Origin of the sequence: Bradyrhizobium sp. 930_D9_N1_4 (assembly GCF_052076015.1) — a bacterium.
In the GTDB taxonomy this organism is placed as follows: domain Bacteria; phylum Pseudomonadota; class Alphaproteobacteria; order Rhizobiales; family Xanthobacteraceae; genus Bradyrhizobium.
Genome location: NZ_CP197236.1, coordinates 4,136,137 through 4,161,751, shown reverse-complemented (window position 1 = coordinate 4,161,751; position 25,615 = coordinate 4,136,137). Strand labels below are relative to the sequence as shown.

The window sequence follows — 25,615 nt, the reverse complement described above, 5'->3', positions numbered from 1 at the left end:
GGAGCAAGCAAGCGCTCCGTGGAACCTCGTTCGCTGTGACGTGCCACTGACGTCATACCGAGGTTACAATTGTGTCCCGTATTGTCTTTGCCGCCAGGCGCGTGAGCGCCGGTCTCTTCGTGTCTGTCTCCTTCTATTCGCTCGATCTCTCCATCGCCTTCGCGCAGCAATCGGCATCGCCCAATCTGCTGCCGCCCGTCGAGATCGCGCTCACCGAGCGGCCGGCCAAGCCGCAAGTTACGCGGCGCAAGCCTGACAAGCCCGAGCAGCGGCGTCTCGCGCGAGCGCCGAAACAAGAGGCGCCGCCGCCGACGCCTCCTGTTGCCGGAGTGTCCGCCGCCAATTTGTTTCCGACGGTCGTCGTCAGTCCCACGGGCGTCGTCACCCCGAGCAATCTGGTTGCGAACTCGGTGACAGTCCTGACCGCCAGAGACCTGGAGCGCGATCAGCGCCGGACCGCATCCGATGCACTGAGCGCCGTTCCCGGTCTCAACCTCGTCCAGACCGGCGGGCCGGGTGGACAGACGTCGATCTTCATGCGCGGAACGAACTCGAACCACACCAAGGTCCTGATCGACGGCATTGACGTCAGCGATTCCAGCAACCCGAACCGCTCGTTCGATTTCGGCCAGCTGCTCACCTCCGACATTCAGCAGATCGAAGTCCTGCGCGGTCCGCAGAGCGGTCTCTACGGCGCAGACGCGCTGGGTGGTGTGATCTCCATCGTGACGAAGAAGGGCGACGGTCCCGCGCGCGTGACCGGCTCGATCGAAGGCGGCTCGTTCGGGACACTCAACCAGACGGCAGGCCTGAGCGGTTCGCAGGACCATTTCAACTATGCCTTCAACGTCGCGCATTTCCACGCGAACGACGTGCCGGTGACGCCGGTCGAATTGCTGCCGCCGGGGCAGAAGGCGATCGGCAACAACTACGACAACATGACCTATTCGACGAAGCTTGGCGTCGATGTCAGCGAAAACCTGACGTTCAACGGTGTGGCGCGCTACACCGATGCCACCTTACGCTTCACTGGAGACACGTTCGATCCCGTGACATTTGCGAGCTTTCCCGCAGCCGCGCAAAGCACCCAGACGGTGCACCAGCTGTTCACGCGCGGGGAGGCGGTCTGGTCCGCTCTCGACGGCCGGATGAAGAGCTATTTCGGCGTCAACTACACCAATCACTGGAATTCCAGCATCTCGCCCGGCGACGCGATGCCAACCACCACCACCGGCGATCGCGTCAAATACGACTGGCACACCACGACCCGGCTCGCGCCCGACAACAACGTCATCATCGGCGCCGAGCACGAGACGGAGACGCTGCAAACGGCGACGGTCTCCGCGCAGAACGTCAACAAGGCCGGCTATATGGAGCTGCAGTCCCAGTTCCGGGAGCGCGTCTTCTTCACGGCCAACGTTCGGCAGGACGACAACGAGCGGTTCGGAGAGCATCCGACCTTTCGCCTGGCGTCCGCTGTGATCGCGCCGGTCACGGACACGAAGTTCAAGGGCAGCTACGGCACCGCGTTCAAGGCGCCGACGCTCAACCAGCTTTACGTCAGCTTTCCTGCTTTCTTCTTCTTCGCAAATCCGAACCTGAGACCCGAGGAAAGCGTCGGATACGACGCCGGGTTCGAGCAGCCCTTGTTTGGCAATCGTGTTCGCTTCGGGTCGACTTACTTCCGTAACAACATCACGGACCTGATCCAGAGCACATTCGATCCCCTGACATTCACGAGCACCAACACCAATATCGGCAAGGCGATCACGGAGGGCACGGAGAGCTTCGTCGCGGCCGCAATCACCGACCGGCTTCGTGTTCGTGCCGATTACACCTTTACCCGGGCCGTCGATGCGACGGCAGGACTGGAGCTGCTGAGGCGTCCGAAGGAGAAGTGGAGCGCAAACCTGATCTGGAATCCAATCGATCCGCTGACGCTCTCCGCAACCGTCTTGCACGTCGGCAGTTTCGTCGACGGAAACCGTGACTTCAGCATTCCACGTCTGCTGGCTCCGGCCTACACCGTCGTCAATCTGGCGGCCGAATATCTGGCCACCGACCAGATCAAGGTGTTTGGCCGGATCGATAATGTCGCCAACGTGCATTATCAGAATCCGACGGGCTTTCTGCAGCCGGGACTTGGCGTCTATGGCGGCATTCGCCTGGCGAACTACGACGTCAGATAGCGGGAAAGACAGAAGCCACATGACGACGGCCGATCCGCTCATGGACTTGCTTGCAAGCCAGCTTGCCGATGCCGAAGCCGGCTGGAGCGTCGGCTCGTTCGGGGCGATCGCCGAGTTCACGCGTGAGCCCGGCGAGGACCTCGACATGGAGCGGTCCCGCGAGCGGATCAGCATCGTGACGGAGAAGGGTGGGATACGCATCGTCTCCCATCCGGATCTGCACCTGATTGCATCGGAATCGCCGACCACTGAAAGCTGGAGCCATCGCGTCGCGCTGTGTCTGCCGCAACAGGCCGGCGCCATGAGCGGGCGCAAGGTGCTGACGGACATCGGTCCGGACCGCGAGGCGCTGCGCAGCCGGGATCGAAGCGGCATCCTGTTCGATCTTGGCCTTGGAACGTCGCAGATCGACGCCTGCATCCGGGTCGGCGACGCGGACGTCGTCGCCGCACTCAGAAGCCGCGCCGGACAATCCGTCTTCGCAGCCGAAAGTGATGCCATGCCGATCATCCTCGCGGCCAATCCGCATCGCGTCTTCGTCAGCAAGTTGGGGCGGGCCGAAGTGTTCCAGCCGATCCCGACGCCGGGTGGCAAGAGCCCCGATGGTCCGCACACCCATGTCCTGCCAAAGCTGCTTGCGCATGGCCGCACGCATGCAGCAACGGAGCCGCTGCCGGACGGCTGGATTCCTTGCGCGCATCTTTACCCGGCCCATCCGCTGCGCGATCAGCTCGGCCGCAAGCGCGTCTTTCGGCCGGACCGTCACGCAGCCTTTCAGGCGATGCTGGAACGTTACGGAGTGCCGGAGCTCACGGCATTCAAACGAAATGTCGTCGCAGCCGTGACGGCCGGTGAGGGGCCTGCGACGGCGACGCTTCCGTCGGACCGTGCGGCGCGCGCCACCGTTCGGGTCGCCTTGCGGCAATTGGCTGAACTGGAACGGCGGGCGCCGGCGCTCGCTGCCTGGCTTGCTGCGTACGACCGGCGCGATCCGACCGATGCCGATGATCCCATGGAGGGCCTTCACTGAAGTCAACGGTGCTGCCGCGTTCCAACAAGATGTGCTATCAATCCTGCAAGGAGATCGTTCAATGACTGTCACTATCCTGCCGCCTCACGCCGACGGTTTTCGCCTTCAACCGGTGGCACAGCGCCTTGCGCCGATGTTCGGCTTTGCGCTGCTGACGGTGTCATGCGCGCTCGCGAGTTTTGCGTTCGCCTGCGCCACGCCGTTCGCGGCTTTCGCGGTCGTCGCCGCCGCGATGATGCAACTGCGCCCGGCGCTGCTCGTCGTCACTGGCGCCTGGCTCGTCAACCAGATCATCGGTTTCGGCGTGCTGCATTATCCCGTCGACGGCAGCACCATCGCCTGGGGTTTTATCATCGGCGCCGCTGCGCTGGTTGCGACCGCCGTTTCGTCCTCGGTGCTCCGTGCGCTGCCGCAGGGCCGCACGCCGCTGATGCTGGCGATCGCGCTCGTCGCCGCCTACGCGGCCTATGAGCTCGCGCTGCTTGCCGCCACGCCGTTCCTCGGCGGAGAGGGCGCCTTCACCGCCGCCATCGTGACGCGCATCGGATTGACCAGCGCGGCATGGCTCGCCGGCCTCGTCGCCGCCTGCGAGATCGTCCGTCTGGTTGACCCGTTCGGGCGCAAGGGTGCGATGTCGGCCTGAGGCCTTGTCCCTGTAGCCCGAACGGAGCGCAGCGAAATCCGGGCTACGCAGCAAACGCGCTGTCATTGTGTGACGTGCTGCGTGCGGCTCGCGCCGCAGGATGAGTGAGGCAATTGCAGCGACTCACGTGCGTCGCCTCGTGGCCGTCACGAAAACGGGTGCGCCTGCTTTTCCATGAAATCTAAAGTTGTGGAGGGCTTTCTCTGCGGCGGTATCGCGGTAGCCTTACCCGTGTCTTCCCGGTAACGATTGTGCTGCCTCTGCAACACTCACTGTGGATTTAACCCTTATCTCAGTGCGTTCGCATCAACGCCGCTATTTAGCCACACCTGAACATGAATAAAATCGCTCTAAAGTTCGAGGGCAGCGGCGTACCCGCGACGGGGACGGGAAATCCCAAGGTCGATTCAAATCTTGGGTCTGATTTTCCGGGTCTGACAAGGGTTCACCAAGGAAACTGGTCGCGATGGACGCGAAGACCAACATCAAGCAGAGGCTGCCGAGCCGTCACGTGACGGAAGGCCCTGCGCGCGCGCCGCACCGGTCCTACTTCTACGCCATGGGCCTGACCACCCAGCAGATCCACCAGCCCTTCGTCGGCGTCGCCTCGTGCTGGAACGAGGCCGCTCCCTGCAACATTTCGCTGATGCGCCAGGCGCAGGCGGTGAAGAAGGGCGTCGCGTCGGCCGGCGGCACACCCCGCGAATTCTGCACCATCACCGTCACCGACGGCATCGCCATGGGCCATGACGGCATGCGCTCGTCGCTGCCGTCGCGCGAATGCATCGCCGACTCCGTCGAGTTGACCGTGCGCGGTCATGCCTACGACGCCCTCGTCGGCCTGGCCGGCTGCGACAAGTCGCTGCCGGGCATGATGATGGCGATGGTCCGTCTCAACGTCCCCTCGATCTTCATCTATGGCGGCTCGATCCTGCCCGGCACTTTCCGCGGGCAGCAGGTCACCGTGCAGGACATGTTCGAGGCGGTCGGCAAGCACTCGGTCGGCGCCATGTCGGACGAGGACCTCGACGAAATCGAGCGCGTGGCGTGCCCCTCGGCGGGCGCCTGCGGCGCGCAGTTCACCGCCAACACCATGGCGACTGTGTCCGAGGCGATCGGGCTGGCGCTGCCTTACTCGGCTGGCGCACCGGCGCCCTACGAGATCCGCGATGCCTTCTGCACGACCGCGGGCGAGAAGGTCATGGACCTGATCGCCCAGAACATCCGGCCGCGCGACATCGTTACCCTCAAGGCGCTGGAGAATGCCGCCGCCGTGGTCGCCGCGTCCGGCGGCTCGACCAATGCTGCACTGCACCTGCCGGCGATCGCGCATGAGTGCGGCATCAAGTTCGACCTGTTCGACGTCGCCGCAATCTTCAAAAAGACACCATATGTCGCGGATTTGAAGCCGGGCGGCCGTTATGTCGCCAAAGACATGTTTGAAGTAGGTGGCATACCGCTTCTGATGAAGACGCTGCTCGACAACGGATTTCTCCACGGCGACTGCATTACGGTCACCGGTCGAACGATCGCCGAAAACCTCAAAAGCGTGAAATGGAATCCGCACCAGGACGTGGTGCACCCGGCAGACAAACCCATCACCGTCACGGGCGGTGTGGTCGGTCTGAAGGGCAATCTGGCGCCAGAAGGTGCGATCGTGAAAGTCGCGGGAATGTCCAACCTCAGGTTTACCGGTCCGGCCAGGTGCTTCGACCGCGAGGAGGATGCTTTCGAGGCGGTCCAGCAGCGCACCTACAAGGAAGGCGAAGTCATCGTGATCCGCTACGAGGGGCCCAAGGGCGGTCCCGGCATGCGGGAAATGCTCCAGACCACCGCGGCGCTGACCGGCCAGGGCATGGGCGGCAAGATCGCGCTCATCACCGACGGCCGCTTCTCCGGCGCCACCCGCGGCTTCTGCATCGGCCATGTCGGGCCGGAAGCCGCCATCGGCGGCCCGATCGGGCTGCTCGAGGACGGCGACATCATCGAGATCGACGCGGTCGCCGGTACCCTTAACGTAAAATTGAGCGACCAGGAGCTTGCCCAGCGCAAGACCAAATGGACCGCTCGCGCGACTAACCACACGACGGGCGCGCTCTGGAAATATGCTCAGCAGGTTGGACCCGCGGTCGGGGGGGCAGTGACCCATCCGGGCGGCGCGCACGAGAAACAGTGCTATGCGGACATCTAGGCGTACAATCGTTGCGTTTGTGTTGGGGGCCAGTGCGCTGGCCGCGCCGGCGTTCGCCTTCGACGGTGCGCCGGTCAAGGACTCAACCATCCCGGTCGTGACCACCTTGCCGGGCGCCGTCGGCGCCGTGCGCAGCAAGGTCGCGCCGGTGACCGCGCCCCAGGAAACCTCGCTCAGCGCCCTGCAATATGCCGCCGAGGGCGGCCATCCCGGCGCCCAGTTCAAGCTCGGCCGCATGTATGCCAATGGCGACGGCGTCGCCCAGGACGATTTGCGCGCGTTCGAATATTTCAGCCGGATCGCCAACGCGCATGCCGAGGACAGCCCGTCGGCGCCGCAGGCGCAGGTCGTGGCCAACGCCTTCGTCGCGCTCGGCCGCTACTACCTCAGCGGCATCCCGAACTCGAAGATCAAGGCCGATTCGGACCGGGCGCGGGAGATGTTCTCCTATGCCGCCTCCTATTTCGGCAATGCCGACGCCCAGTACGATCTCGCCCGGCTGTACCTGAAGACGCCGGACGCCTCGCGCGAGGATTTCCGCTATGGCGCCCGCTGGCTCGGCCTTGCCGCCCAGAAGGGCCAGCACGAGGCGCAGGCGCTGCTCGGCCAGATGCTGTTCAACGGCGACCGCCTGCCGCGGCAGGCCGCCCGTGGCCTGATGTGGCTGACGCTGGCGCGTGACAGTGCCGGCACCGAAGAGACCTGGATCAAGGAAAGCTACAACCGCGCTTTCTCCAAGGCCTCCGACGACGATCGCGCCATGTGCCTGCAGATGCTGGAGCAGTGGGTGCAGGGCCGCCGCGAGTAATCGCACCGACCTCGGTGCCGTAGGGTGGGCAAAGGCGCCTTGGCGCCGTGCCCACGATCTCTCTTCGCAAATACGAGTGGTGGGCACGCTTCGCTTTGCCCACCCTACGGCAGTTGCGACTGCCGCTTGCTCGCACCACCGCCGCGTAAGATCTACGCCGCCTCCAGATCCAGATCCGCCCATACCGGCACGTGGTCCGATGGCTTCTCCCAGGCCCGCACGTAGCTGTCGATGCCGACATTGGCGAGCTTGTCGCTAGCCTGCGGCGACAGCAGCAGATGGTCGATCCGCAAGCCGTGGTTCTTCTGCCAGGCGCCGGCCTGGTAATCCCAGAAGGTGTAGAGCCCGGGCTCGTCGGTGACGGCCCGGAGCGCATCGGTCAGGCCGAGGCCGAGCAGGGACTGAAAGCTCTCCCGCGTCTCCGGCTTGAACAGGGCGTCCTCGGTCCAGGCGGCGGGATTATGGACGTCGCGGGCATGCGGGATGACGTTGAAGTCGCCCGCGAGGATCAGCGGCTCCTCGGTCTTAAGGCGCTCCTTTGAATACTCAAGAAGCCGCGACATCCATTTGAGCTTGTAGGGATATTTCTCGGTCCCGACCGGATTGCCGTTGGGCAGATAGAGGCAGGCGATGCGCAGCACGCCGGTCTTGAGCGTCACCACGCCTTCGAGGAAACGGGCATGGGCATCCTCGTCGTCACCGGCCAAGCCCGACTTGGTCTCGTCGAACTTGAGCTTGGAGAGCAGGGCGACGCCGTTGAAGGTCTTCTGCCCGTGGGTGACGACGTTGTAGCCGAGCGCCTCGATCTCCAGCCGCGGGAAGGCCTCGTCGACGCATTTGATCTCCTGGAGGCAGACGATGTCCGGCTGGCACTCTTTCAGCCAGGTCAGCAGCAGGTCGATCCGCTGCCGGACCGAATTCACGTTCCAGGTGGCAATTCTGATGGGCATGTCGGCGGGCTCCGGGCAGGGGCCATGGTTAGAACAAACCGCCAACGCCCCCGTCAAGGACGCCGCAAAATCTCCCACAAAATTAACCCGGCTTAAGCCGGGCCTGGGCCATTGATGCGGAAGAGGTTTTTCGAATGGGTTGGCCGGACAAATCCATGAAGCCAGGCGAGCCGCGCGACGGCCTGATCGGCGCGTTCCTGTACTGGCTCGGCGGCTTCGAGATCGAGGACGGCCTGACCGCCGATCTCAGCGAGCGCGAGCTGCGCCGCATCCGCGCCAAGCAGATCGATGCGGTGACGCGGGCCATCCCGGTGACGATGGCCGTCACCATGCTCAACGTCGCCATCGTGCTGATTTTGTTTTGGGGCAGGGGCTGGAACGATTTCCTCGCGATCTGGGGCATGACGCTGGCCGTCACCGCCTCGCTCGCCGTGCGCGCATGGCGGCGGTCGCATCGGAACCCGCCGCAGGAGGCTTCAGCGCGTGCCGCGCGGCAGATGATGCGGCAGGCATTCTTCCTCGCCGCGATCTGGGGCACGCTGCCGCTGGCGCTGTTCAGCCGCGTCGAGCCGACCAGCCAGCTGATCCTTGCCTGTCTCATGGTCGGCATGATGTCCGGCGGCGCCTTCACGCTGTCGACTTTCCCGCGCGCCGGCCTCGTCTATCTCGCCACCGTGACCATCGCCTGCACCGGAGCGCTGCTGTTGTGCGGCAGCGGGCCGTATCTGGTGACCGCGGTGTTCCTGCTGCTGTTCGCGTTCTTCATGGCGCGCAACATCGTCTCGCAGGGCAATCTGTTCCTCGGCAATCTCAAGGCCCAGCTCGAGCTTGAGCGGCAGACCGAGATCATCTCGCTGCTGCTGAAGGACTTTCAGGAAAACGCCAGCGACTGGCTGTGGCAGACCGATGCAGAGGGGCATCTGGTCGACGTGCCCCAGCGCTTCGCCGACGTCGCGCAGCTGCCGCTTCCGCTGCTGAAGGGCTCGCATTTTGTCGACGTGCTCGACATGCTCTGCCCCGATGACAAGAGCGCCGCCTACAACGTCGTCGGCCTGATGGAGCATGCCGAGCCGCTGCACGAGATGAATCTCAGGGTCGTTGCCGGCGGCGAGGCCCGGCTGTGGTCGCTCACCGCGAAGCCGGCTTATGACCGCGACGGGCAATTTTTGGGCTATCGCGGCTTCGGCCGCGATGTCACTGAACGCTGGCGCGCGGAGAAGGCCGAGGCCGAAAGTCGCGCCAAGTCCGATTTCCTCGCCGTGATGAGCCACGAGATCCGCACGCCCATGAACGGCGTGCTCGGGATTGCCAGCATGCTGCTCGAAACCAAACTCGATCCGGAACAGCACGAAGCCGTCACCACGATCCGCGAGTCCGGTGACAATCTCCAGCGCATCCTCAACGACATCCTCGACCTCTCCAAGCTCGAAGCCGGCCGCTTCCAGTTCGAGGCGATCGACTTCGCGCCGCAGGGGCTGATCGAAATGGTCGCGAATGTCGCGCGGGCCAGCGCCAAGAGCAAAGGGCTGGCGGTCAAGGTCGCGCTCGATCCGAACCTGCCGCCGACGCTGCGCGGTGACGTCGCGCGTATCCGGCAGGTGCTGCTCAACCTTGCGTCCAATGCGGTCAAGTTCACCGACGACGGCGAAGTCACGATCTCGGCGACCTGTCAGGCCCGCCGCGACTTGCTGGCCACCGTCGAATGGACGGTCACTGACAGCGGCATCGGCATCGCACCCGAGAAGGTTGGGGAACTCTTCAGCGACTTCGCGCAGGCCGATGCTTCGATCAGCCGCCGCTTCGGCGGCACCGGCCTTGGGCTCGCAATCTCCCGGCGCATCATCGAGCAGATGGGCGGCACCATCGGCGTCATCTCGACGCCGGGTAAGGGCTCGACCTTCCGCTTCACGCTGGTGCTGCCCTGGAGCCAGGCGCCGGCCTCGGACCAGTCCGCCGGCCGTGACGAAGCCGACGAACTCAAGGCGCGCATCGCCGAGCTCGACCGCCCTCTGAAGGTGCTGGTCGCCGAGGACGATGCGGTCAACCGCATGGTGGTGAGCAAGATGCTCGGCGCGTTCGACGTCGAGCTGCGTGTCGTGACCGATGGCGTCCAGGCCGTCGAAGCGGCCTCAGGGGGCGGCTACGACGTCGTGCTGATGGACGTGCGCATGCCCGACATGGACGGCCTTGCCGCGACACGCGCGATCCGCGCGCAAGGCGGGCGCTTCGAAACATTGCCGATCGTCGCGCTGACCGCCAACGCCTTCCCCGAGGACGTCAAGATCTGCCGCGAGGCGGGGATGTCCGACTTCCTGGCAAAGCCCTTGCGCAAGCCGGCGCTGGCCGCCGCGCTGCTCCGCGCGCTGGATGGCTACACGATGTCCATGTCGGAGGACGCACCGCTTCAGCCGGAGCTGACGCCTGACGATGTCGAATGGACGGACGAGGAAAGGCAGATGACGGGCGCGTGAGGCGCTAACCACGCGCATGAATATGAACTTCGCACCGGTTGGCCGGACGCTGGCAATTCGGATGCGCGGTGTTACCTTGCTGCGCCATGCGCCTCGTTGCCCTGCTTCTCATCTTCTTCACAGGCTCTGCCCGCGCCGGCGACGGGCCGCTGATGAGCGCGCACATGATGTTGCCTGTCGTGATCTCCGGCAACAAAGTCTCGCTCGAAAGCTTCGTGGTTCGTCCTGATCGTCCCGGCAAATTTCCTCTCGTCGTGATCACTCACGGAATGCCCGGCATCTTCGGCGATGAATTCTTCGCTGAAATCCTCAACCGCTCTCCGGTCGCCTACAGCAAGGCGGCCGTCGCCTTCGCGCAGCGAGGATATGCCGTGGTCTCGATCATGCGTCGTGGCTATGGCCGATCTGGGGGAGGGTTCTCCGAGTCTTTGCGGCAGGCCTGCGACTATCTTCCGGCCGTGCGCGCTGCCAGCGACGACGTCATTGCGGCGGTCGCTTCACTGCGTGATGAGCCCTGGGTCGACGCCGAGCATGTTGTCTTGCTCGGTCATTCCGTTGGGGGACTCACGGTGATGGACGTCGCCGCACAGAGCATACCGGGGGTCGTTGGCGCCGTTAATTTTGATGGCGGCCGGCAAAGCTTCTCCGCACCCAACCAGCCTTGCTCGCCTGATAATTTGGTCGATACGGTCGCCGCATTGGGGCGCACGGCCCGTGTCCCGGTGCTTTGGCTCTATGCCGAGAACGATCAATTCTATGGTCCGGACCTGGCACGGCGCATGTTCGCGGCCTACAGCGCTGGCGGTGCGCCTGCGCAGTTGCATGTGCTGCCTCCGTTCGGATCGAACGGCCACAATACCGTCATGCTCGCGCCGGCAGGCAATTGGTTTCCGTCCGTCGACCCTTTTCTCGAAAAGTTAGGTCTTCCAACGAAGATCGTCATGGGGCCGCCGTTGTTCGCTGAGCTGCCAATCCCGCCGGGGGCTGTCGCCGCTTGCCAGGAGGCATTCGCGGACTACCTCGCCAATCCCGATGATGCCAAGGCCTTCGCGGTGAGCACGCGCGGCCACTGCGCGACCGGCTTTGGCCGCACAGCTCCCGAGGCGCGCGAGCCTGCTGTGATGAAATGCAAGATCAATTCGCGCGGCGAAGATTGCAGGCGTTACGCGGTCGGACAGAAGCTTGTGGGGGATTGAACCACAGTCCACGCGATGGCGGCGCTCCATCGCAATTCACCCGAATGATCCAGCCACGACCCGTGAAAGCCGAAATGCATCGTGCCGGTCTCCCGGCTACATGGGGCTGTTTTTCAGATTTCGAATCGAGGTTAGATCGAGAAGCTGGTGCCGCAGCCGCAGGACGCCGTCGCGTTGGGATTGTTGACGCGGAACGAGGCGCCGATCAGGTCGTCCACGAAATCGACCTGCGAGCCCGCCAGGAACGGCTGCGAGGCGGAATCGACCAGCACCACCGCATTCTCCTGCTCGATCACGAGATCGTCGTCGGTGCGGTCGCGGTCGATGTCGAATTTGTACTGGAAGCCGGAGCAGCCGCCGCCCTCGACGGAGATGCGCAGCATCGCGCCTGTGCCTTCGCCCTTGAGGATCTCCCCAATCCGGCGTGCGGCGCGGTCACTGATGGTCACGTCATTCGTCGTCACGTCAGTCGTCATGGCTCGTCTCCGATCGTCCCGCGGTCATACCAAATTCATTTGGCCAATTCATTTGGTATCGCGCGTCCGGCATAGTTAAGTGCAAGGATACGCAGAATCAAATGGATAGGGACTAAATTCACCGTGTCCGTCGGAATGGCAGCCCCCCGCGCGCCTTATGCCTGCGACCCCGACCGCAGCCGCGGCCGGCTGGTCGCGGAGCCGCCGAGCCGGACCCGGAGCCCGTTCCGCCGGGATTGCGACCGGGTGATCCATTCCACCGCGTTTCGCCGCCTGAAGTACAAGACCCAGGTGTTCGTGTTCCATGAGGGCGACCATTATCGCACCCGGCTGACCCATTCGCTGGAGGTCGCCCAGATCGCCCGCGCGCTGGCCCGGCAGCTCGGGCTCGACGAGGACCTCACGGAGACGCTGGCGCTGGCCCATGATCTCGGCCATCCGCCGTTCGGGCACGCCGGCGAGCGGGCGCTGGACGCCTGCCTGATGGATTTCGGCGGCTTCGACCACAATGCCCAGACCCTCCGCGTCGTCGGCTCGCTGGAGCACCGCTATCCCGAATTCGACGGTCTCAACCTGACCTGGGAGTCGCTGGAGGGCATCGTCAAGCACAACGGCCCGCTGACTGACCGCAGCGGCGCGCCGGTCGGGCGCTATCGCGAGCACGGCATTCCCGTCGGCATCGCCGATTACATCAAGACCTATGATCTCGAATTGTGGAGCTTCGCCTCACTGGAGGCGCAGGTCGCAGCACTCGCCGACGACATCGCCTATGACGCCCACGACATCGACGATGGCCTGCGCGCGGGCCTGTTCCACCTGGACGATCTCAAGGTGATGCCGCTCACCGCTGAGATCATCGCGGAGACCTCGGCGCATTACCCTGACCTCGAAGATTTCAGGCGCGGCGCCGAGCTGGTGCGCGAACTGATCTCACATCTGATCGGCGCGGTGTTTGCGGAAGCTGAGAAGAACCTCGCCGCCGTGAAGCCGCAATCAGCCCAGGACGTGCGCCAGCAGAGCCGGGCGCTGATCGCGTTCCCCGCCGCGGTCGCGGAGGAAGAGGCCGCCATCAAGCGCTTCCTGTACCAGCACATGTACCGCCACAAGCGGGTGATGCGGGTGATGGGGGAGGCGGAGCAGATCCTGTTCGACCTGTTCGCAAAATACCTGACATCGCCGGCCGAGTTGCCACCGGAATGGCTGGTGGGGGCAGGGGCTGACAATGAGGGCGACCGGGCCCGGCGGATCGGCAATTTCATTGCCGGAATGACCGACCGTTTCGCCCTGACCGAGCACCAGCGGCTTTTTGACTCGACCCCGGATTTGCGTTAGGCGGCGCCCATGCCCGACACATCCTCAGCACCGCATCTGTTCGCCGACGTGCTCGCACGCGTGCACGCCGTTTGCCGCGCGCTCGGCGCGGACGCCAACTGGCCCGAGGGCATCGATCTCTCCCGCGTGGTGGTCGAACCGCCACGCGATGCCACCCATGGCGACATGGCGACAAACGCTGCCATGGTGCTTGCGAAAGAGGCAAAGGCCAAGCCGCGCGACCTCGCCGAGCAGATCGCCGAAAGGCTCCGTGCCGATGCGCTGATCGCAAAGGTCGACGTCGCCGGCCCCGGCTTCATCAACCTGACACTGATGCCGGAGGCCTGGGCCGAGGCGCTGCGCACGGTGCTGCGCGAGGGCGCTGACTATGGCCTCGTCCGTGGCGGCTCCAAGGTCAATGTCGAATACGTCTCGGCCAATCCGACCGGGCCGATGCATGTCGGCCATTGCCGCGGCGCCGTGTTCGGCGATGCGCTGGCGAGCCTGCTCCAGTTCGGCGGTCACGACGTCACACGCGAATATTACATCAACGATGCCGGTGCGCAGGTCGACGTGCTCGCGCGCTCGGCGTTCCTCAGGTATCGCGAGGCGCTCGGCGAGGACATCGGCGCGATTCCGGAAGGGCTCTATCCCGGCGACTATCTGAAGCCGGTCGGCGCGGCGCTCGCGAAGGAGCACGGCGACAAGCTCCTTGCCAAGAACGAAGCCGAGTGGCTGCCGGCGGTTCGCGCCAAGGCGATCGCGATGATGATGGACATGATCAAGGACGATCTTGCCGCCCTCAACATCCGCCACGACGTGTTCTTCTCCGAACGCTCGCTGATCGAGACCGGCAACAACAAGGTTGCCGAGACCATCGATTTTCTGAAGGCCAAGGGCGACATCTACGAAGGCCGCCTGCCGCCGCCGAAGGGCGCGCCGGTCGAGGATTGGGAAGACCGCGAGCAGTTGCTGTTCAAGGCGACCGCCTACGGCGACGACGTGGATCGTCCGCTGATCAAGTCGGACAATTCCTACACCTACTTCGCCTCCGACATCGCCTACCACAAGAACAAGTTCGACCGTGGTTTTGCGGAGATGATCGACGTCTGGGGCGCCGACCATGGCGGCTACATCAAGCGCATGCAGGCGGCGGTGAAGGCGACGACGTCCGGCAAGGGTGCGCTCGACGTCAAGATCGTCCAGCTCGTGAAGTTGCTGCGCAACGGCGAGCCGGTGAAAATGTCGAAGCGGAGCGGGGACTTCGTCACCTTGCGTGAGGTGGTGGATGAAGTCGGCCAGGACGCCGTCCGCTTCATGATGCTCTACCGCAAGAACGACGCGGTGCTCGACTTCGACCTCGCCAAGGTCATGGAACAGTCGCGCGACAACCCTGTGTTCTACGTCCAGTACGGCCACGCCCGCGGCCATTCGATCTTCCGCAACGCACGGGCCGAAATGTTCCCGGACTTGCCGGAGGATGCGGACAAGCGTATCGCCTGGCTTGCTGAGTCGGCCGTGGAACGGCTTTCGGACCCGGTGGAGCTTGATCTTCTCAAGCGCCTCGCAATTTTTCCGCGCATGCTGGAAGCGGCTGCTAGCGCCCACGAGCCGCACCGAATTGCCTTCTATCTCTATGACTTAGCGAGTGAATTTCACGCACTTTGGACGAAGGGGCGCGATTTGCCCTATTTACGCTTCATTATCAATAATGATGCAGTTCTAACGAAGGCGCGACTGGCCATGGTCCAGGGCGTCGTCTCTGTCCTGGCATCGGGCCTCGCCATCCTCGGCGTCCATGCTCCGGACGAGATGCGGTAGTTTGGGGCGAACTACTTAAGGGGAATTTTTGGGGGTAACCGGCAGAAGCCGGATCGCTTAGACTTGGTTGAAAGCCTTGTGGGTCGAAAGCCGTGCCTTGGTCGAGGGGCGCGCGGCTTTCCCGAAGGGACGCATCATCACGATGGCCGAACGATATCAAGACAGACCGTTTCCCTCCGACGACTATGGTCGCGGTGGCGACCAGCATGGCAAGGCGGATAGCGATCCCCTGGCCGAGCTGGCCCGCCTGATCGGACAGACCGATCCGTTCGCAGCGCAGGGTCGGCCGAGCACGCCGCCGGCAGCGCCCGCCCAGACCTATCAGGATCACGATTATCCGCAGGGCGATGACCAGCAGGATTATGCCGAGCAGGCGCCGTCGCCTCAGCCCGGGCCGCCCTCATGGATGCGGCGCGCCAATGTGCAGCCGCAGTCGGCGCCCGAGCCCGACTTCACCGCCTCTATGAACCCGGTTCATCCATTGCATCGCTATTCAGCCCAGCCGACCGCGCCCGAGCCTGAGGTCCATCAGCCGCAGGCCTACGGGGATCACGCGTATCAGGATCAGGGCTATCAAAACCAGGCGTATCAGGAACCGGCCTATCAGGCCCATGCGCACCAGCAGCACGATCAGGCCTACCAGCAGCAAGCCTATCAGGAGCCGCATCAGCAGCCCGATCCGTCGCGCTACGACGATGCGCTGTACGGGCGGCTGGAGTCGGGCGAGCAGGACTACCAGCGCGATCCCGCCTATCCCGATGATCCCTACGCGTTCCAGAGCGACTATCCCGAGGCTGATCTCGACGAGCCGAAGAAGCAGCGCGGCGGCATGATGACGGTCGCGGCGATCCTCGCGCTTGCCGTGGTCGGCACCGGCGCGGCGTTCGCCTACAAGACCTATGTCGGTTCGCCCCGCAGCGGCGAGCCGCCGATCATCAAGGCCGACAATACGCCCACCAAGATCGTGCCGGCGCCGACGGACTCCGCGGCTAAGGTGCCCGATCGCATGGCGACCGGTGACGGCTCCGAGAAGATCGTGCCGCGCGAAGAGGCGCCTGTCGATGTCGCCGCCAAGGCGGGCGGTCCTCGCGTGGTGTTCCCGCCGCTGAACCAGAATGCGAACCCGCCGCCGGTGGCGAGCGTGTCGCCGTCCACGGTGCCGCCGCCAAGCACGGGTCCGGTCCCGAGCAACGGCACGCTGCCGGCCAACTCGCCGCGCCCGATCCGGACCGTGGCAGTGAGGGGCGATCAGACCGACAGCGCGACGCCGCAATCGGCCGCGACGAAGCCGGGCGCAGCTTCGCCTAGGGCTGTTGCCGCACCTGCGGCTCCGGCCGCCCCGCGCAATCCGCCGACGTCCGCCAATGCCAGCGCCAACCAGCCGATGTCGCTGGCGCCGCAATCGGTGCCGGCGGCCGAGCCGCCGCAGCGGATGGCTGCAACCACCCCGACACAGATCGCGCCCGCCAGCAGTGGTGGAGGCGGCTACGTCGTGCAGGTTTCCTCGCAGCAGACGGAAGACAGCGCGCACGCCTCCTATCGCGTCCTTCAGGGCAAGTACGGCAGCGTGCTCGGCTCCCGCTCGCCGGTGATCAAGCGGGTCGATCTCACCGACAAGGGCAAGGGCGTCGTCTACCGCGCCTTCGCGGGACCCTACGCTTCGGCCGAGGAAGCGACGCAGGCTTGCAACAGCCTGAAGTCCGCTGGCCTGTCGGCCTGCTTCATCCAGAGGAATTAGCGGCCGTTTCCTTGACCCCCTCGCGGGTCAGGGTTAATCGGCCGTTATGAGCACGCGGGCCTTCATTACGGGCGTATCCGGAACGGAACTGACCGCCGCCGAGCGGGAGTTTATCCGTAGCCAGCGCCCGTGGGGCTTCATCCTCTTCAAGCGCAATATCGCGACGCCTGCTCAAGTTGCTGCACTCGTTGCGGAATTGCGCTCTGTCGCGGGGGCCGCTGATGCCCCTGTCCTGATCGACCAGGAGGGCGGACGGGTACAGCGGCTGGGGCCGCCGCACTGGCCGGCCTATCCGCCGGGGGCCGTCTTCTCGACTTTGTACGACACTGATTCGGCGCTCGGGCTGACGGCCGCACGCCTCAGCGCCCGCTTGATCGCGGCCGATCTCGCCGATCTCGGCATTACCGTGGATTGCCTGCCGCTGGCCGACGTGCCGGTGGAGGGCGCCGATGGCGTCATCGGGAACCGGGCCTACGGCACCGAGCCGAGCAAGGTCGCTGCGATCGCCCGCGCGGTCACCGAGGGGCTGGAGCAGGGCGGCGTGCTGCCGGTGCTCAAGCACATTCCCGGTCATGGCCGCGCCACCGCCGACACCCATTTCAAGCTGCCCACCGTGGATACGCCGCGCGACGAGTTGGAGCGGACCGACTTCGCCGCGTTCAAGCCGCTGGCGGACCTGCCGATGGCCATGACTGCACATGTTGTGTTTAGCGCGGTCGACCCCGCCCATCCGGCGACGACTTCTGCGACAATGATTGATCAGGTGATTCGCGGCGTAATCGGGTTCCAGGGTTTGTTAATGAGTGATGACGTGTCGATGAACGCGCTGTCGGGGAATATCGCCGAACGGACCCGCGCCATCTTCGCGGCTGGTTGCGACGTCGCCCTGCATTGCAACGGCAACATCGAGGAGATGCGCGAAGTCGCCGGCGAGACGCCTGACTTGTCGGGCAGGGCGCTGGAGCGGGCGAAAGCCGCGCTTGCTGCGCGCAAGGCTCCGCAGGCGTTCGACCGGGCGGCCGCACGCGCCGAACTCGACGCATTGATCGCACGGGCAAATACGGCATCCGCATGAGCGCAGAAATCCTATCGTTTGAAACCGGGCGGCCCGCAGAGCTCGCCGAGGATGAACCGGCGCTGGTCGTCGATGTCGAGGGCTATGAAGGCCCGCTCGACCTGTTGCTCGCGCTGGCGCGGAACCAGAAGGTCGACCTCGCCAAGATCTCGATCCTGGCGCTGGCCGATCAGTATCTCCACTTCATCGAAGCGGCGCGAAAGATCCGGCTCGAATTGGCCGCCGACTATCTCGTGATGGCGGCGTGGCTCGCCTTCCTGAAGTCGCGCCTGCTGCTGCCGGAGCCGCCGAGCGCGGAAGGTCCGAGCGCCGAAGAAATGGCGACTGCGCTCGCCAACCGCCTGCGCCGTCTCGAAGCCATTCGCGAAGCGGCCAACCGGCTGATGAACAGGCAGCAATTGCTGCGCGACATCTTCCCGCGCGGCGAGCCTGAGCAGATCGCCGAGATCAAGCATCAGAAATATACCGCGACGCTGTACGATTTGCTGACCGCCTACGCTTCGCAGCGGCAGTCGCGCGTGCTCGCGAGCGTGCATCTGGCCAAGCGCACGGTGTGGTCGCTCGCCGAAGCGCGCGCCACGCTGGAGCGCCTCGTCGGCAGCATCAGCGAGCAGGACGACTGGGGCGTTCTCGACGACTATCTGCTCCGGCATGTCGCCGATCCGACCCAGCGCGCGACGGTGCTCGCCTCGAGCTTTGCTGCTGCGCTCGAACTGGTGCGTGAAGGTCAGCTCGAGCTGAACCAGAAAGAGGCGTTTGCGCCCATCTATTTCCGGAAGGGGCGCCCCAAGCCGGTCGTGGACGCAGCTCCTGCGCCCGACGCGCCGGTCGCTTAAGTGCAACAAGGAGAATCTGCCATGGCAAGCCTGGCTGAAGTGCGGGTAGAAGAGGCCGAGCCGATGGAGAACGAGTCCCAGGCACGTCCCGAGGAATTGCGGCTGCTGGAAGCGCTGCTGTTTGCCTCGAATGAACCGCTGGATACCGCGACGCTCGCCAAGCGCATGCCTGATGGTGTCGACGTCAAGGCCGCGCTGGAGCAGCTCCAGGCCGACTATTCGCTGCGCGGTGTGAATCTCGTGCGCGTCGCCAACAAATGGACCTTCCGTACCGCCGGCGATCTCGCCTGGCTGATGACGCGCGAAAGCCACGAGACCCGCCGCCTGTCGCGCGCCGCGATCGAGGTGCTGGCGATCATCGCCTATCACCAGCCGGTGACGCGGGCCGAGATCGAGGAGATCCGTGGCGTCGTCACCTCGAAGGGCACGCTCGACGTGCTGCTGGAGACCGGCTGGATCAAGCCGCGTGGCCGTCGCAAGACACCCGGCCGCCCGCTGACCTTCGGAACCACCGAGGACTTCCTGTCGCAGTTCACGCTGGAACAGCTTGGCGACCTGCCGGGTCTGGAAGAGCTGAAGGGCACGGGCCTGCTGGATTCGCGCCTGCCGACCGGATTCAGCGTGCCGACGCCGTCGGACGACCCGCAGCTGCGCGAAGACGAGGATCCGCTGGAACCTGGCGAGGACCTCGATCTGGCGCTGGCGCCCGCGGTCGAGCCCGAGACGCCGGAAGAGGCGCCGGACGGCGGCAATGAGGGCCGCGAGGGCGGCAGCGAGGACTGACGTCCCGGCCTGGTATGGGCTGCCTGCGACCAGTTAACACTAGCAAGATTACGTAGCGCCAACAGCGAATTGGCGCTGCCTTGGTCCTTGTTTTTGAGGCCTGCCGCGCCTAGGTTTCGGGGAAGATCGGCCGGGTCCCCGGCCAAGCGTGTTTGGAGGGTTGCAGGATGGGTTCGCTTAGCATTTGGCACTGGATCCTGGTGATCGCAGTCGTCCTGCTGCTGTTCGGCCGCGGCAAGATTTCGGATCTGATGGGCGACGTGGCGCAGGGCATCAAGGCGTTCAAGAAGGGCATGCAGGACGACGACAAGGTCGCCGACAAGCCCGAGCCTTCGAAGTCCATCGAGCATAACAACGCCGCACCGACTGCGGCCCGGTCCGACGTCGGCAGCAAGGCCGTCTGAGCAAGAGTACGCGAGACGCGGGTAGCGGCCCCGATCCTGCGCGCAAGGGATTGGGCCGGTTGCGGCTGGCGTGAACGGAAGACCTCATGTTCGACATCGGGTGGAGTGAACTGGTCCTGATCGGGGTCGTGGCCCTGGTTGCCATCGGCCCGAAAGAGTTGCCGGGCGTGCTGCGCATGGTCGGGCAGTGGATGGGCAAGGCCCGCAAGATGGCCTCTGAATTCCAGGGCCAGTTCCAGGAAGCCATGCGCGAGGCCGAGATGGCCGACCTCAAGAAGAGCTTCGACGAGGTCAAGGAAGCAGCGTCCGGTTTTGCCGGCAACAATCTGATGACCTCGCTCCAGAAGGACGTCAGCGACGCACTCCGCGTCGATGCGCTGGACAAGCCGGCCGAGACGACCACGACCACCGCCGTCGAACCGCCGGTGGCACCGACGACACCGGAAGCGCCGACGCCCGAGACCTTCGTGGAGGCCGAGGCGCATGCGGCCGTGAACGAGCCGCTCGCCATCACCCGTGAGGTCGAGCAGGCGCAAATTGCCGAGACCGCGGTGGCTCAGGACACCGCGCCATCCGAAGCGATCAAGGACGCCAAAGCGTCATGAGCGACGCCGATATCGAGGCCAGCAAGGCCCCGCTGATGGACCATCTGATCGAGCTGCGCTCGCGCCTGATCAAGGCGCTGCTCGGCTTCGGCGTGGCCTTCATCCTGTGCTTCTTCTTCGCCAAGCAGATCTACAACGTGCTGGTCTGGCCGTTCGTGTGGGTTGCGGGTCCCGAGAATTCCAAATTCATCTACACGGCGCTGCTGGAATATTTCATCACCCAGCTCAAGCTCGCGCTGTTCGGCGCCGGCTTTATCTCGTTCCCGATCGTGGCGACCCAGATCTACAAGTTCGTCGCGCCGGGCCTCTACAAGCACGAGAAGAACGCCTTCGTACCCTATCTGGTCGCGACACCGTTCTTCTTCGTGCTGGGCGCAGCGCTGGTCTATTTCGTCGTGTTGCCGATGCTGGTCCGCTTCTCGCTCGGCATGCAGCAGGCCGGTAGCGACGAGACCGCACAGATCCAGCTCTTGCCCAAGGTCGGCGAATATTTGTCGCTGATGATGTCGCTGATCTTCGCCTTCGGCATCGCCTTCCAGCTCCCGGTGATCCTGACGCTGCTGGGCCGGATCGGCATCGTCTCGGCCAAAATGCTGCGCGAGAAGCGCCGCTATTTCATCGTCATCGCCTTCGTCATCGCGGCCGTGCTGACGCCGCCCGACGTGCTGAGCCAGTGCTCGCTCGCGATCCCCTTGCTGTTGCTCTACGAGGGCTCGATCATCGCGGTCGGGATCGTGGAGAAGAAGGCCGCAGCCGCGCAGGCCCCCACTGGCACCGACGTGTCGACGCCGGCCAATCCGGCGGAGTAGGGCGCCGCCTCACCGGTGTCATTCGGAGTAGGGCGCCGCCTCACCGGTGTCATTCCCCGCCTTGTGCGCAATTGCGCACTGGAGCGGGGAATCCAGTACGCCGCGGCCCCTCGGAGAATCACTGGCGTCTCTGGAATACTGGATCGCCCGCTTTCGCGGGCGATGACAGCTGTGCTAGGGGGAACAGCCATTTGCACAAATGCAAATCCTGATTTGCAAGTTTGCAACAAGCCTCAGGACCACGCCCATGCACGACATCAAATCGATCCGCGACAATCCGCAAGCCTTCGACGCCGGCCTCGCACGGCGTGGCCTCAAGCCGCTGTCGGCATCGCTGCTCGCGATCGACGAGAGGCGGCGCGCGGCGATCCTGGCGTCCGAGCAGGCGCAGGCGCGGCGCAACGCGGCCTCCAAGGAAATCGGCGACGCAAAGAAGGCGAAGGACGACGCGCGTGCCGCCAAGCTGATGGCCGAGGTCGCCGAGCTCAAGACCACGATGCCGGAGCTCGAAGCCACCGCGAAGTCGGCCGATGAGGAACTGACGAAAGAGCTGTCCGCAATCCCGAACATTCCGTTCGACGAAGTGCCCGATGGCGTCGACGAGCACGGCAACGTCCAGCACCATGTGTTCGGCAACAAGCGCAATTACAGCTTTGCGCCGAAGCTGCATGACGATCTCGGCACCGCGCTCGGCTACATGGATTTCGAGGCGGCGGCAAAACTCTCCGGCGCGCGCTTCGTCGTGCTGAAGAAGGGACTGGCGCGGCTCGAGCGCGCGATCGGCCAGTTCATGCTCGACCTGCACACGACCGAGCACGGCTACACCGAAATCAATCCGCCGCTCCTCGTGCGCAACGAGGTGATGTTCGGCACCGGGCAATTGCCGAAATTCGAGGATGACCAGTTCTGGGCGATCAGCGGCGAGCTTCTTGCTGCCCCCGATCTCGAGCGGCTGAAGACCGAGCGCCTCGGTCTCATCCCGACCGCGGAAGTTTCGCTCACCAACCTCGCGCGCGAATCCATTCTCGACGAGAAGCAATTGCCGATGCGCCTCACCGCGCTGACGCCGTGCTTCCGGGCGGAGGCGGGTGCTGCGGGCCGCGACACCCGCGGCATGATCCGCCAGCACCAGTTCACCAAGGTCGAGCTGGTCTCGATCACGACGCCCGAGACCAGCAAGGACGAGCTGGAGCGGATGCTGTCCTGCGCCGAGCAGGTGCTCCGGAAGCTGGACCTGCACTACCGCGTGATGACGCTCTGCGCAGGGGATATGGGTTTTTCGTCGCAAAAAACCTATGACATCGAGGTCTGGATGCCCGGGCAGGGCGATGGCGGCATGTTCCGTGAGATCTCGAGCTGCTCGGTCTGCGGCGACTTCCAGGCACGTCGCATGGATGCGCGCTCGCGTGGGCCGGACGGCAAGCCGCGCTTCGTGCACACGCTGAACGGCTCCGGTACCGCAGTCGGCCGCGCGCTGATCGCCGTGATGGAGACCTATCAGCAGGAGGACGGCTCGATCGCGGTCCCCGACGTGCTCCAGCCCTATATGGGCGGGCTGAAGGTGGTCACGCGCGAGTAAAGCGTGTTGCTCGACTGAAACGCAGAAACGTTTGGTTGCGAAGATCGGGCGGCCGGTTATCCTGCCGGCCACCCGACAACGCGAACCGACCGTTCATGGCCTTGCACCGCGACATCTTCTGGGTCGGCCGACAATGGGCGGTGACGGGTGCCGGCATCCAGGCGGTCGACCAGCGGCTGCGCGGCGTGCTCGACATCGCGATCGCGCGGCTCTGGGACGACGATTACGTCCGGAGCCGGCGCGCGAAGCCCGGCGTGAATGCTGCGGATTTCGACAGCGCGCTGACGGTGGCGCGCGAACGCTTTCCCAATATGCCGTTCGAGGCGCCGGAGTCGGATCCGATCGTGGCGCAGCTGCAGGCGCTCGGCGTGATCGAGGCTCCCGTCGTAAGCCCGGTCGTGCCGGCGATGCAATTGCGTGCGGAGGGCCGGCTCGCGCGCTTCCTGCCGCAATGGCGTGTTCGGAGATAAACGGGGCCAAGCCGGTGGCCGCGGGTAAATCGCCCGGTTTGCCTGAACGGCCCCGGCCGGATAAGACGGCTCAGACCCGCTTCCAGGAATCGACCTTTCGCATGCGCATTCTCTGCACCAACGACGACGGCATCCACGCTCCCGGCCTCAAGGTCGTGGAGGAGATCGCCAAGGCGCTGTCGGACGACGTCTGGGTGGTTGCACCCGAGCTCGACCAGTCCGGCGTGTCGCACTCGCTGTCGTTGAACGATCCCTTGCGCCTGCGCGAAGTCGGCGAGCGGCACTTCGCCGTGCGCGGCACGCCGACCGACTGCGTCATCATGGGCGCGCGGCATATCCTCGGCACCAAGCCGCCGGATCTCGTTCTGTCGGGCGTCAACAAGGGCCGCAACGTCGCCGAGGACGTGGTCTATTCCGGCACCATCGCCGGGGCGCTGGAAGGCACCATTCTGGGCCTGCCGTCGTTCGCGCTGTCGCAGGAGTTCAGCATCGAGACCCGCGACCGGCCGCTGTGGGACACCGCGCGCAAGTTCGGGCCCGACATCCTGCGCAAGGTGATCAAGGCCGGGATCCCGAAGGACACCGTCATCAACGTCAACTTCCCGGCCTGCGCGCCGGAGGATGTACAAGGCATCCGCGTCACGCGGCAGGGCAAGCGCAATCTCGGCTTCCTCAGGATCGACGAACGCCGGGACGGCCGCAACAATCCCTATTTCTGGATCGGCTTCGAGCGCGCGGCGATGATGGACACGCCCGCGGAGGGCACCGATCTGGCGGCGCTGCGCGAGCGCTACGTTTCGGTCACGCCGCTCCGGCTCGACCGCACCAACGAGGCGTTTTCGGAAGCGCTGAGCGCGACGCTGAAATAAAGCTAGCCGCCGCGCAGCGCCGCTTCGATGGTCTTGCCGAGCGCGTCGAGCTGGAACGGCTTCTGAAGCGCCGGCCGGTCGCGATATTGTTCGGGCAGGCCGGAGGAGCCGTAGCCGGTGGCGAAGATGAACGGGCAGCCCTTCGCCTTGATGACGTCGGCGACCGGCGAGATGACCTTGCCGTTGACGTTGACGTCGAGGATGGCGATGTCGAACTCGGTCGCCTGGGCGAGCCGCATCGCCTCGTTGATGTCGCCGGCTTCGGCTGCGACCTTGTAGCCGAGCTCTTCGAGCATGTCGGCGACCATCATCCTGATCATCACCTCGTCTTCGACGAGGAATACAGAGCGGCCCGAAAGCCCGGTCGCGGTCATTGTCGGTGAGTCCTTGCCCATTTGCGGAAAACGTTCGCAGATAACGCGAATCGACGCAATGCGCGTTTCGGCGAACGGATGACTGAAAATGGCCTCTGCGTCAGTCCGCTTCAAGCCAATTTGTGGTCAAGTACCGCGTCCAGAGGCTATCATGGGTTCCTGAGCAGGAACAAGATTCCTGCCTCTGGACTTTGCGATACGGGCATATGACGAGACGACACGAGCAGCCATGACCTCCCATCAGCACCCGCCGGAAAAGATGATGTTTCAGCTCACGCTGAGACGCCGGGGCATCAGCGACCAGGCGGTGCTGCGGACCATGGAGGAGGTGCCGCGCGACCAGTTCGTGGACGAGCCGGATCGTGACGCCGCCTATCGCGATAGCGCGCTGCCGATCGCGTGCGGGCAGACCATCAGCCAGCCCTTTGTTGTCGCCTATATGACAGAGCAGCTCCAGCTCCAGAAGAAGCATCGCGTGCTCGAGATCGGCGCCGGCTCCGGCTATCAGGCGGCGGTGCTGTCGCGGCTCGCGGGGCAGGTGCTGACGGTCGAGCGTTACCGCAAGCTGGCGGACACCGCGCGCACGAGGATCGAGAAGCTCGGCTATCACAATGTCGAGGTGATGCTGGGCGACGGCCTGAACCTGCCGGCCAATATCGGCCCGTTCGACCGCATCATCGTCACCGCCGCGGTGGAGCAGCTTCCCGAGAACCTGGTCGAACGGCTGGAGGTCGGCGGCATCCTGATCGCCCCCGTCGGCCCGCATCAGGGCGTACAGACCCTGGTCCGCCTCAGCCGGACCGAGGCCGGGATCGAGCGCAAGGAACTCGTCGAGGTCCGCTTCGTGCCGGCACTGCCCGGGGTGGCGCGGGAGCTGTAGAATTCCGGATCGGCTGTGCTGCCAACATCTTATTGGGAGGGTTAAGCCGTTATTTACTCGCGACGTGTTTACTTAAAACATCAGTTCAGTTGCGTACGAGTGAGTAA

General features: G+C 64.7%; 23 protein-coding genes. 20 read left to right on the top strand and 3 right to left on the bottom strand.

The genetic code is table 11. From position 1 onward, the window contains the following. The first annotated feature begins 71 nt into the window (after window positions 1-71). From AB7532_RS19585 to AB7532_RS19565, 5 genes are all read left to right on the top strand, one after another. Window positions 72-2,189, top strand: coding sequence for a TonB-dependent receptor plug domain-containing protein (locus AB7532_RS19585; RefSeq protein WP_441236400.1), 2,118 nt, complete (start codon window positions 72-74; stop codon window positions 2,187-2,189). 19 nt (window positions 2,190-2,208) lie between these two features. Then, a complete protein-coding gene (locus AB7532_RS19580; RefSeq protein ID WP_441236399.1) occupies window positions 2,209-3,219 on the top strand; it encodes a DUF6925 family protein in 1,011 nt (336 codons plus the stop codon). Between the two features lie 61 nt (window positions 3,220-3,280). Next, complete coding sequence (locus tag AB7532_RS19575) at window positions 3,281-3,862, top strand: hypothetical protein (RefSeq protein WP_441236398.1); 582 nt, start codon at window positions 3,281-3,283, stop codon at window positions 3,860-3,862. 466 nt (window positions 3,863-4,328) lie between these two features. Continuing rightward, on the top strand, window positions 4,329-6,053 hold the full coding sequence (gene ilvD, locus AB7532_RS19570; RefSeq protein WP_441236397.1) for a dihydroxy-acid dehydratase: 1,725 nt from the start codon (window positions 4,329-4,331) through the stop codon (window positions 6,051-6,053). Next, the gene (locus AB7532_RS19565) at window positions 6,040-6,861 is read left to right on the top strand and encodes a tetratricopeptide repeat protein (protein ID WP_441236396.1); all 822 of its coding nucleotides are present in this window, start codon (window positions 6,040-6,042) and stop codon (window positions 6,859-6,861) included. Before ilvD ends, AB7532_RS19565 begins: the two co-directional genes overlap by 14 nt. 152 nt (window positions 6,862-7,013) lie before the next feature. Here the strand turns inward: AB7532_RS19565 and xth are convergent, their stop codons facing one another. Next, window positions 7,014-7,811 carry an exodeoxyribonuclease III gene (gene xth, locus AB7532_RS19560; protein ID WP_441236395.1) on the bottom strand — a complete coding sequence of 266 codons (798 nt, stop codon included), beginning with the start codon at window positions 7,809-7,811 and terminating at the stop codon, window positions 7,014-7,016. 134 nt (window positions 7,812-7,945) lie between these two features. Here xth and AB7532_RS19555 point away from each other — a divergent pair, with 134 nt between their 5' ends. Continuing rightward, window positions 7,946-10,282, top strand: coding sequence for an ATP-binding protein (locus AB7532_RS19555; RefSeq protein WP_441236394.1), 2,337 nt, complete (start codon window positions 7,946-7,948; stop codon window positions 10,280-10,282). 86 nt (window positions 10,283-10,368) lie between these two features. Further along, window positions 10,369-11,478 carry a dienelactone hydrolase family protein gene (locus AB7532_RS19550; RefSeq protein WP_441236393.1) on the top strand — a complete coding sequence of 370 codons (1,110 nt, stop codon included), beginning with the start codon at window positions 10,369-10,371 and terminating at the stop codon, window positions 11,476-11,478. Between the two features lie 131 nt (window positions 11,479-11,609). Here the strand turns inward: AB7532_RS19550 and erpA are convergent, their stop codons facing one another. Further along, window positions 11,610-11,954 carry an iron-sulfur cluster insertion protein ErpA gene (gene erpA, locus AB7532_RS19545; RefSeq protein ID WP_441236392.1) on the bottom strand — a complete coding sequence of 115 codons (345 nt, stop codon included), beginning with the start codon at window positions 11,952-11,954 and terminating at the stop codon, window positions 11,610-11,612. Between the two features lie 135 nt (window positions 11,955-12,089). On the opposite strand from erpA, the gene AB7532_RS19540 reads away from it, so the two are divergent. The 12 genes from AB7532_RS19540 to surE all read left to right on the top strand — a co-directional run bounded on the left by AB7532_RS19540 (window position 12,090) and on the right by surE (window position 24,254). Then, a complete protein-coding gene (locus AB7532_RS19540) occupies window positions 12,090-13,286 on the top strand; it encodes a deoxyguanosinetriphosphate triphosphohydrolase (RefSeq protein WP_441236391.1) in 1,197 nt (398 codons plus the stop codon). A gap of 9 nt (window positions 13,287-13,295) precedes the next feature. Beyond that, window positions 13,296-15,086: an arginine--tRNA ligase gene (gene argS / locus AB7532_RS19535; protein ID WP_441236390.1), complete on the top strand. Its 1,791-nt coding sequence runs from the start codon at window positions 13,296-13,298 to the stop codon at window positions 15,084-15,086. A 142-nt stretch (window positions 15,087-15,228) separates the two neighbouring features. Next, window positions 15,229-16,824, top strand: a complete 1,596-nt coding sequence (locus tag AB7532_RS19530) for an SPOR domain-containing protein (protein WP_441236389.1) — start codon at window positions 15,229-15,231, stop codon at window positions 16,822-16,824. Window positions 16,825-16,870: 46 nt separating this feature from the next. After that, window positions 16,871-17,899, top strand: coding sequence for a beta-N-acetylhexosaminidase (gene nagZ / locus AB7532_RS19525; RefSeq protein WP_441236388.1), 1,029 nt, complete (start codon window positions 16,871-16,873; stop codon window positions 17,897-17,899). Next, window positions 17,896-18,735, top strand: coding sequence for a segregation and condensation protein A (locus AB7532_RS19520; RefSeq protein WP_441236387.1), 840 nt, complete (start codon window positions 17,896-17,898; stop codon window positions 18,733-18,735). Before nagZ ends, AB7532_RS19520 begins: the two co-directional genes overlap by 4 nt. 21 nt (window positions 18,736-18,756) lie before the next feature. Continuing rightward, the gene (gene scpB, locus AB7532_RS19515) at window positions 18,757-19,518 is read left to right on the top strand and encodes an SMC-Scp complex subunit ScpB (RefSeq protein WP_441236386.1); all 762 of its coding nucleotides are present in this window, start codon (window positions 18,757-18,759) and stop codon (window positions 19,516-19,518) included. Between the two features lie 167 nt (window positions 19,519-19,685). Next, on the top strand, window positions 19,686-19,922 hold the full coding sequence (locus tag AB7532_RS19510) for a twin-arginine translocase TatA/TatE family subunit (protein ID WP_200292034.1): 237 nt from the start codon (window positions 19,686-19,688) through the stop codon (window positions 19,920-19,922). Window positions 19,923-20,008: 86 nt separating this feature from the next. Then, complete coding sequence (gene tatB / locus AB7532_RS19505; protein WP_441236385.1) at window positions 20,009-20,527, top strand: Sec-independent protein translocase protein TatB; 519 nt, start codon at window positions 20,009-20,011, stop codon at window positions 20,525-20,527. Further along, on the top strand, window positions 20,524-21,336 hold the full coding sequence (tatC, locus tag AB7532_RS19500) for a twin-arginine translocase subunit TatC (RefSeq protein ID WP_441236384.1): 813 nt from the start codon (window positions 20,524-20,526) through the stop codon (window positions 21,334-21,336). Before tatB ends, tatC begins: the two co-directional genes overlap by 4 nt. Before the next feature lie 247 nt (window positions 21,337-21,583). Further along, window positions 21,584-22,915: a serine--tRNA ligase gene (gene serS / locus AB7532_RS19495; RefSeq protein ID WP_441236383.1), complete on the top strand. Its 1,332-nt coding sequence runs from the start codon at window positions 21,584-21,586 to the stop codon at window positions 22,913-22,915. Between the two features lie 95 nt (window positions 22,916-23,010). Next, window positions 23,011-23,385 carry a hypothetical protein gene (locus tag AB7532_RS19490; RefSeq protein WP_441236382.1) on the top strand — a complete coding sequence of 125 codons (375 nt, stop codon included), beginning with the start codon at window positions 23,011-23,013 and terminating at the stop codon, window positions 23,383-23,385. A 101-nt stretch (window positions 23,386-23,486) separates the two neighbouring features. After that, the gene (surE, locus tag AB7532_RS19485) at window positions 23,487-24,254 is read left to right on the top strand and encodes a 5'/3'-nucleotidase SurE (protein ID WP_441236381.1); all 768 of its coding nucleotides are present in this window, start codon (window positions 23,487-23,489) and stop codon (window positions 24,252-24,254) included. A 2-nt stretch (window positions 24,255-24,256) separates the two neighbouring features. Here the strand turns inward: surE and AB7532_RS19480 are convergent, their stop codons facing one another. Beyond that, window positions 24,257-24,628 carry a response regulator gene (locus AB7532_RS19480; RefSeq protein WP_439368269.1) on the bottom strand — a complete coding sequence of 124 codons (372 nt, stop codon included), beginning with the start codon at window positions 24,626-24,628 and terminating at the stop codon, window positions 24,257-24,259. 229 nt (window positions 24,629-24,857) lie between these two features. Between AB7532_RS19480 and AB7532_RS19475 the strand changes: the two genes are divergently transcribed. Beyond that, a complete protein-coding gene (locus tag AB7532_RS19475) occupies window positions 24,858-25,508 on the top strand; it encodes a protein-L-isoaspartate(D-aspartate) O-methyltransferase (RefSeq protein ID WP_441236380.1) in 651 nt (216 codons plus the stop codon). The last annotated feature ends 107 nt before the right edge of the window (window positions 25,509-25,615 follow it).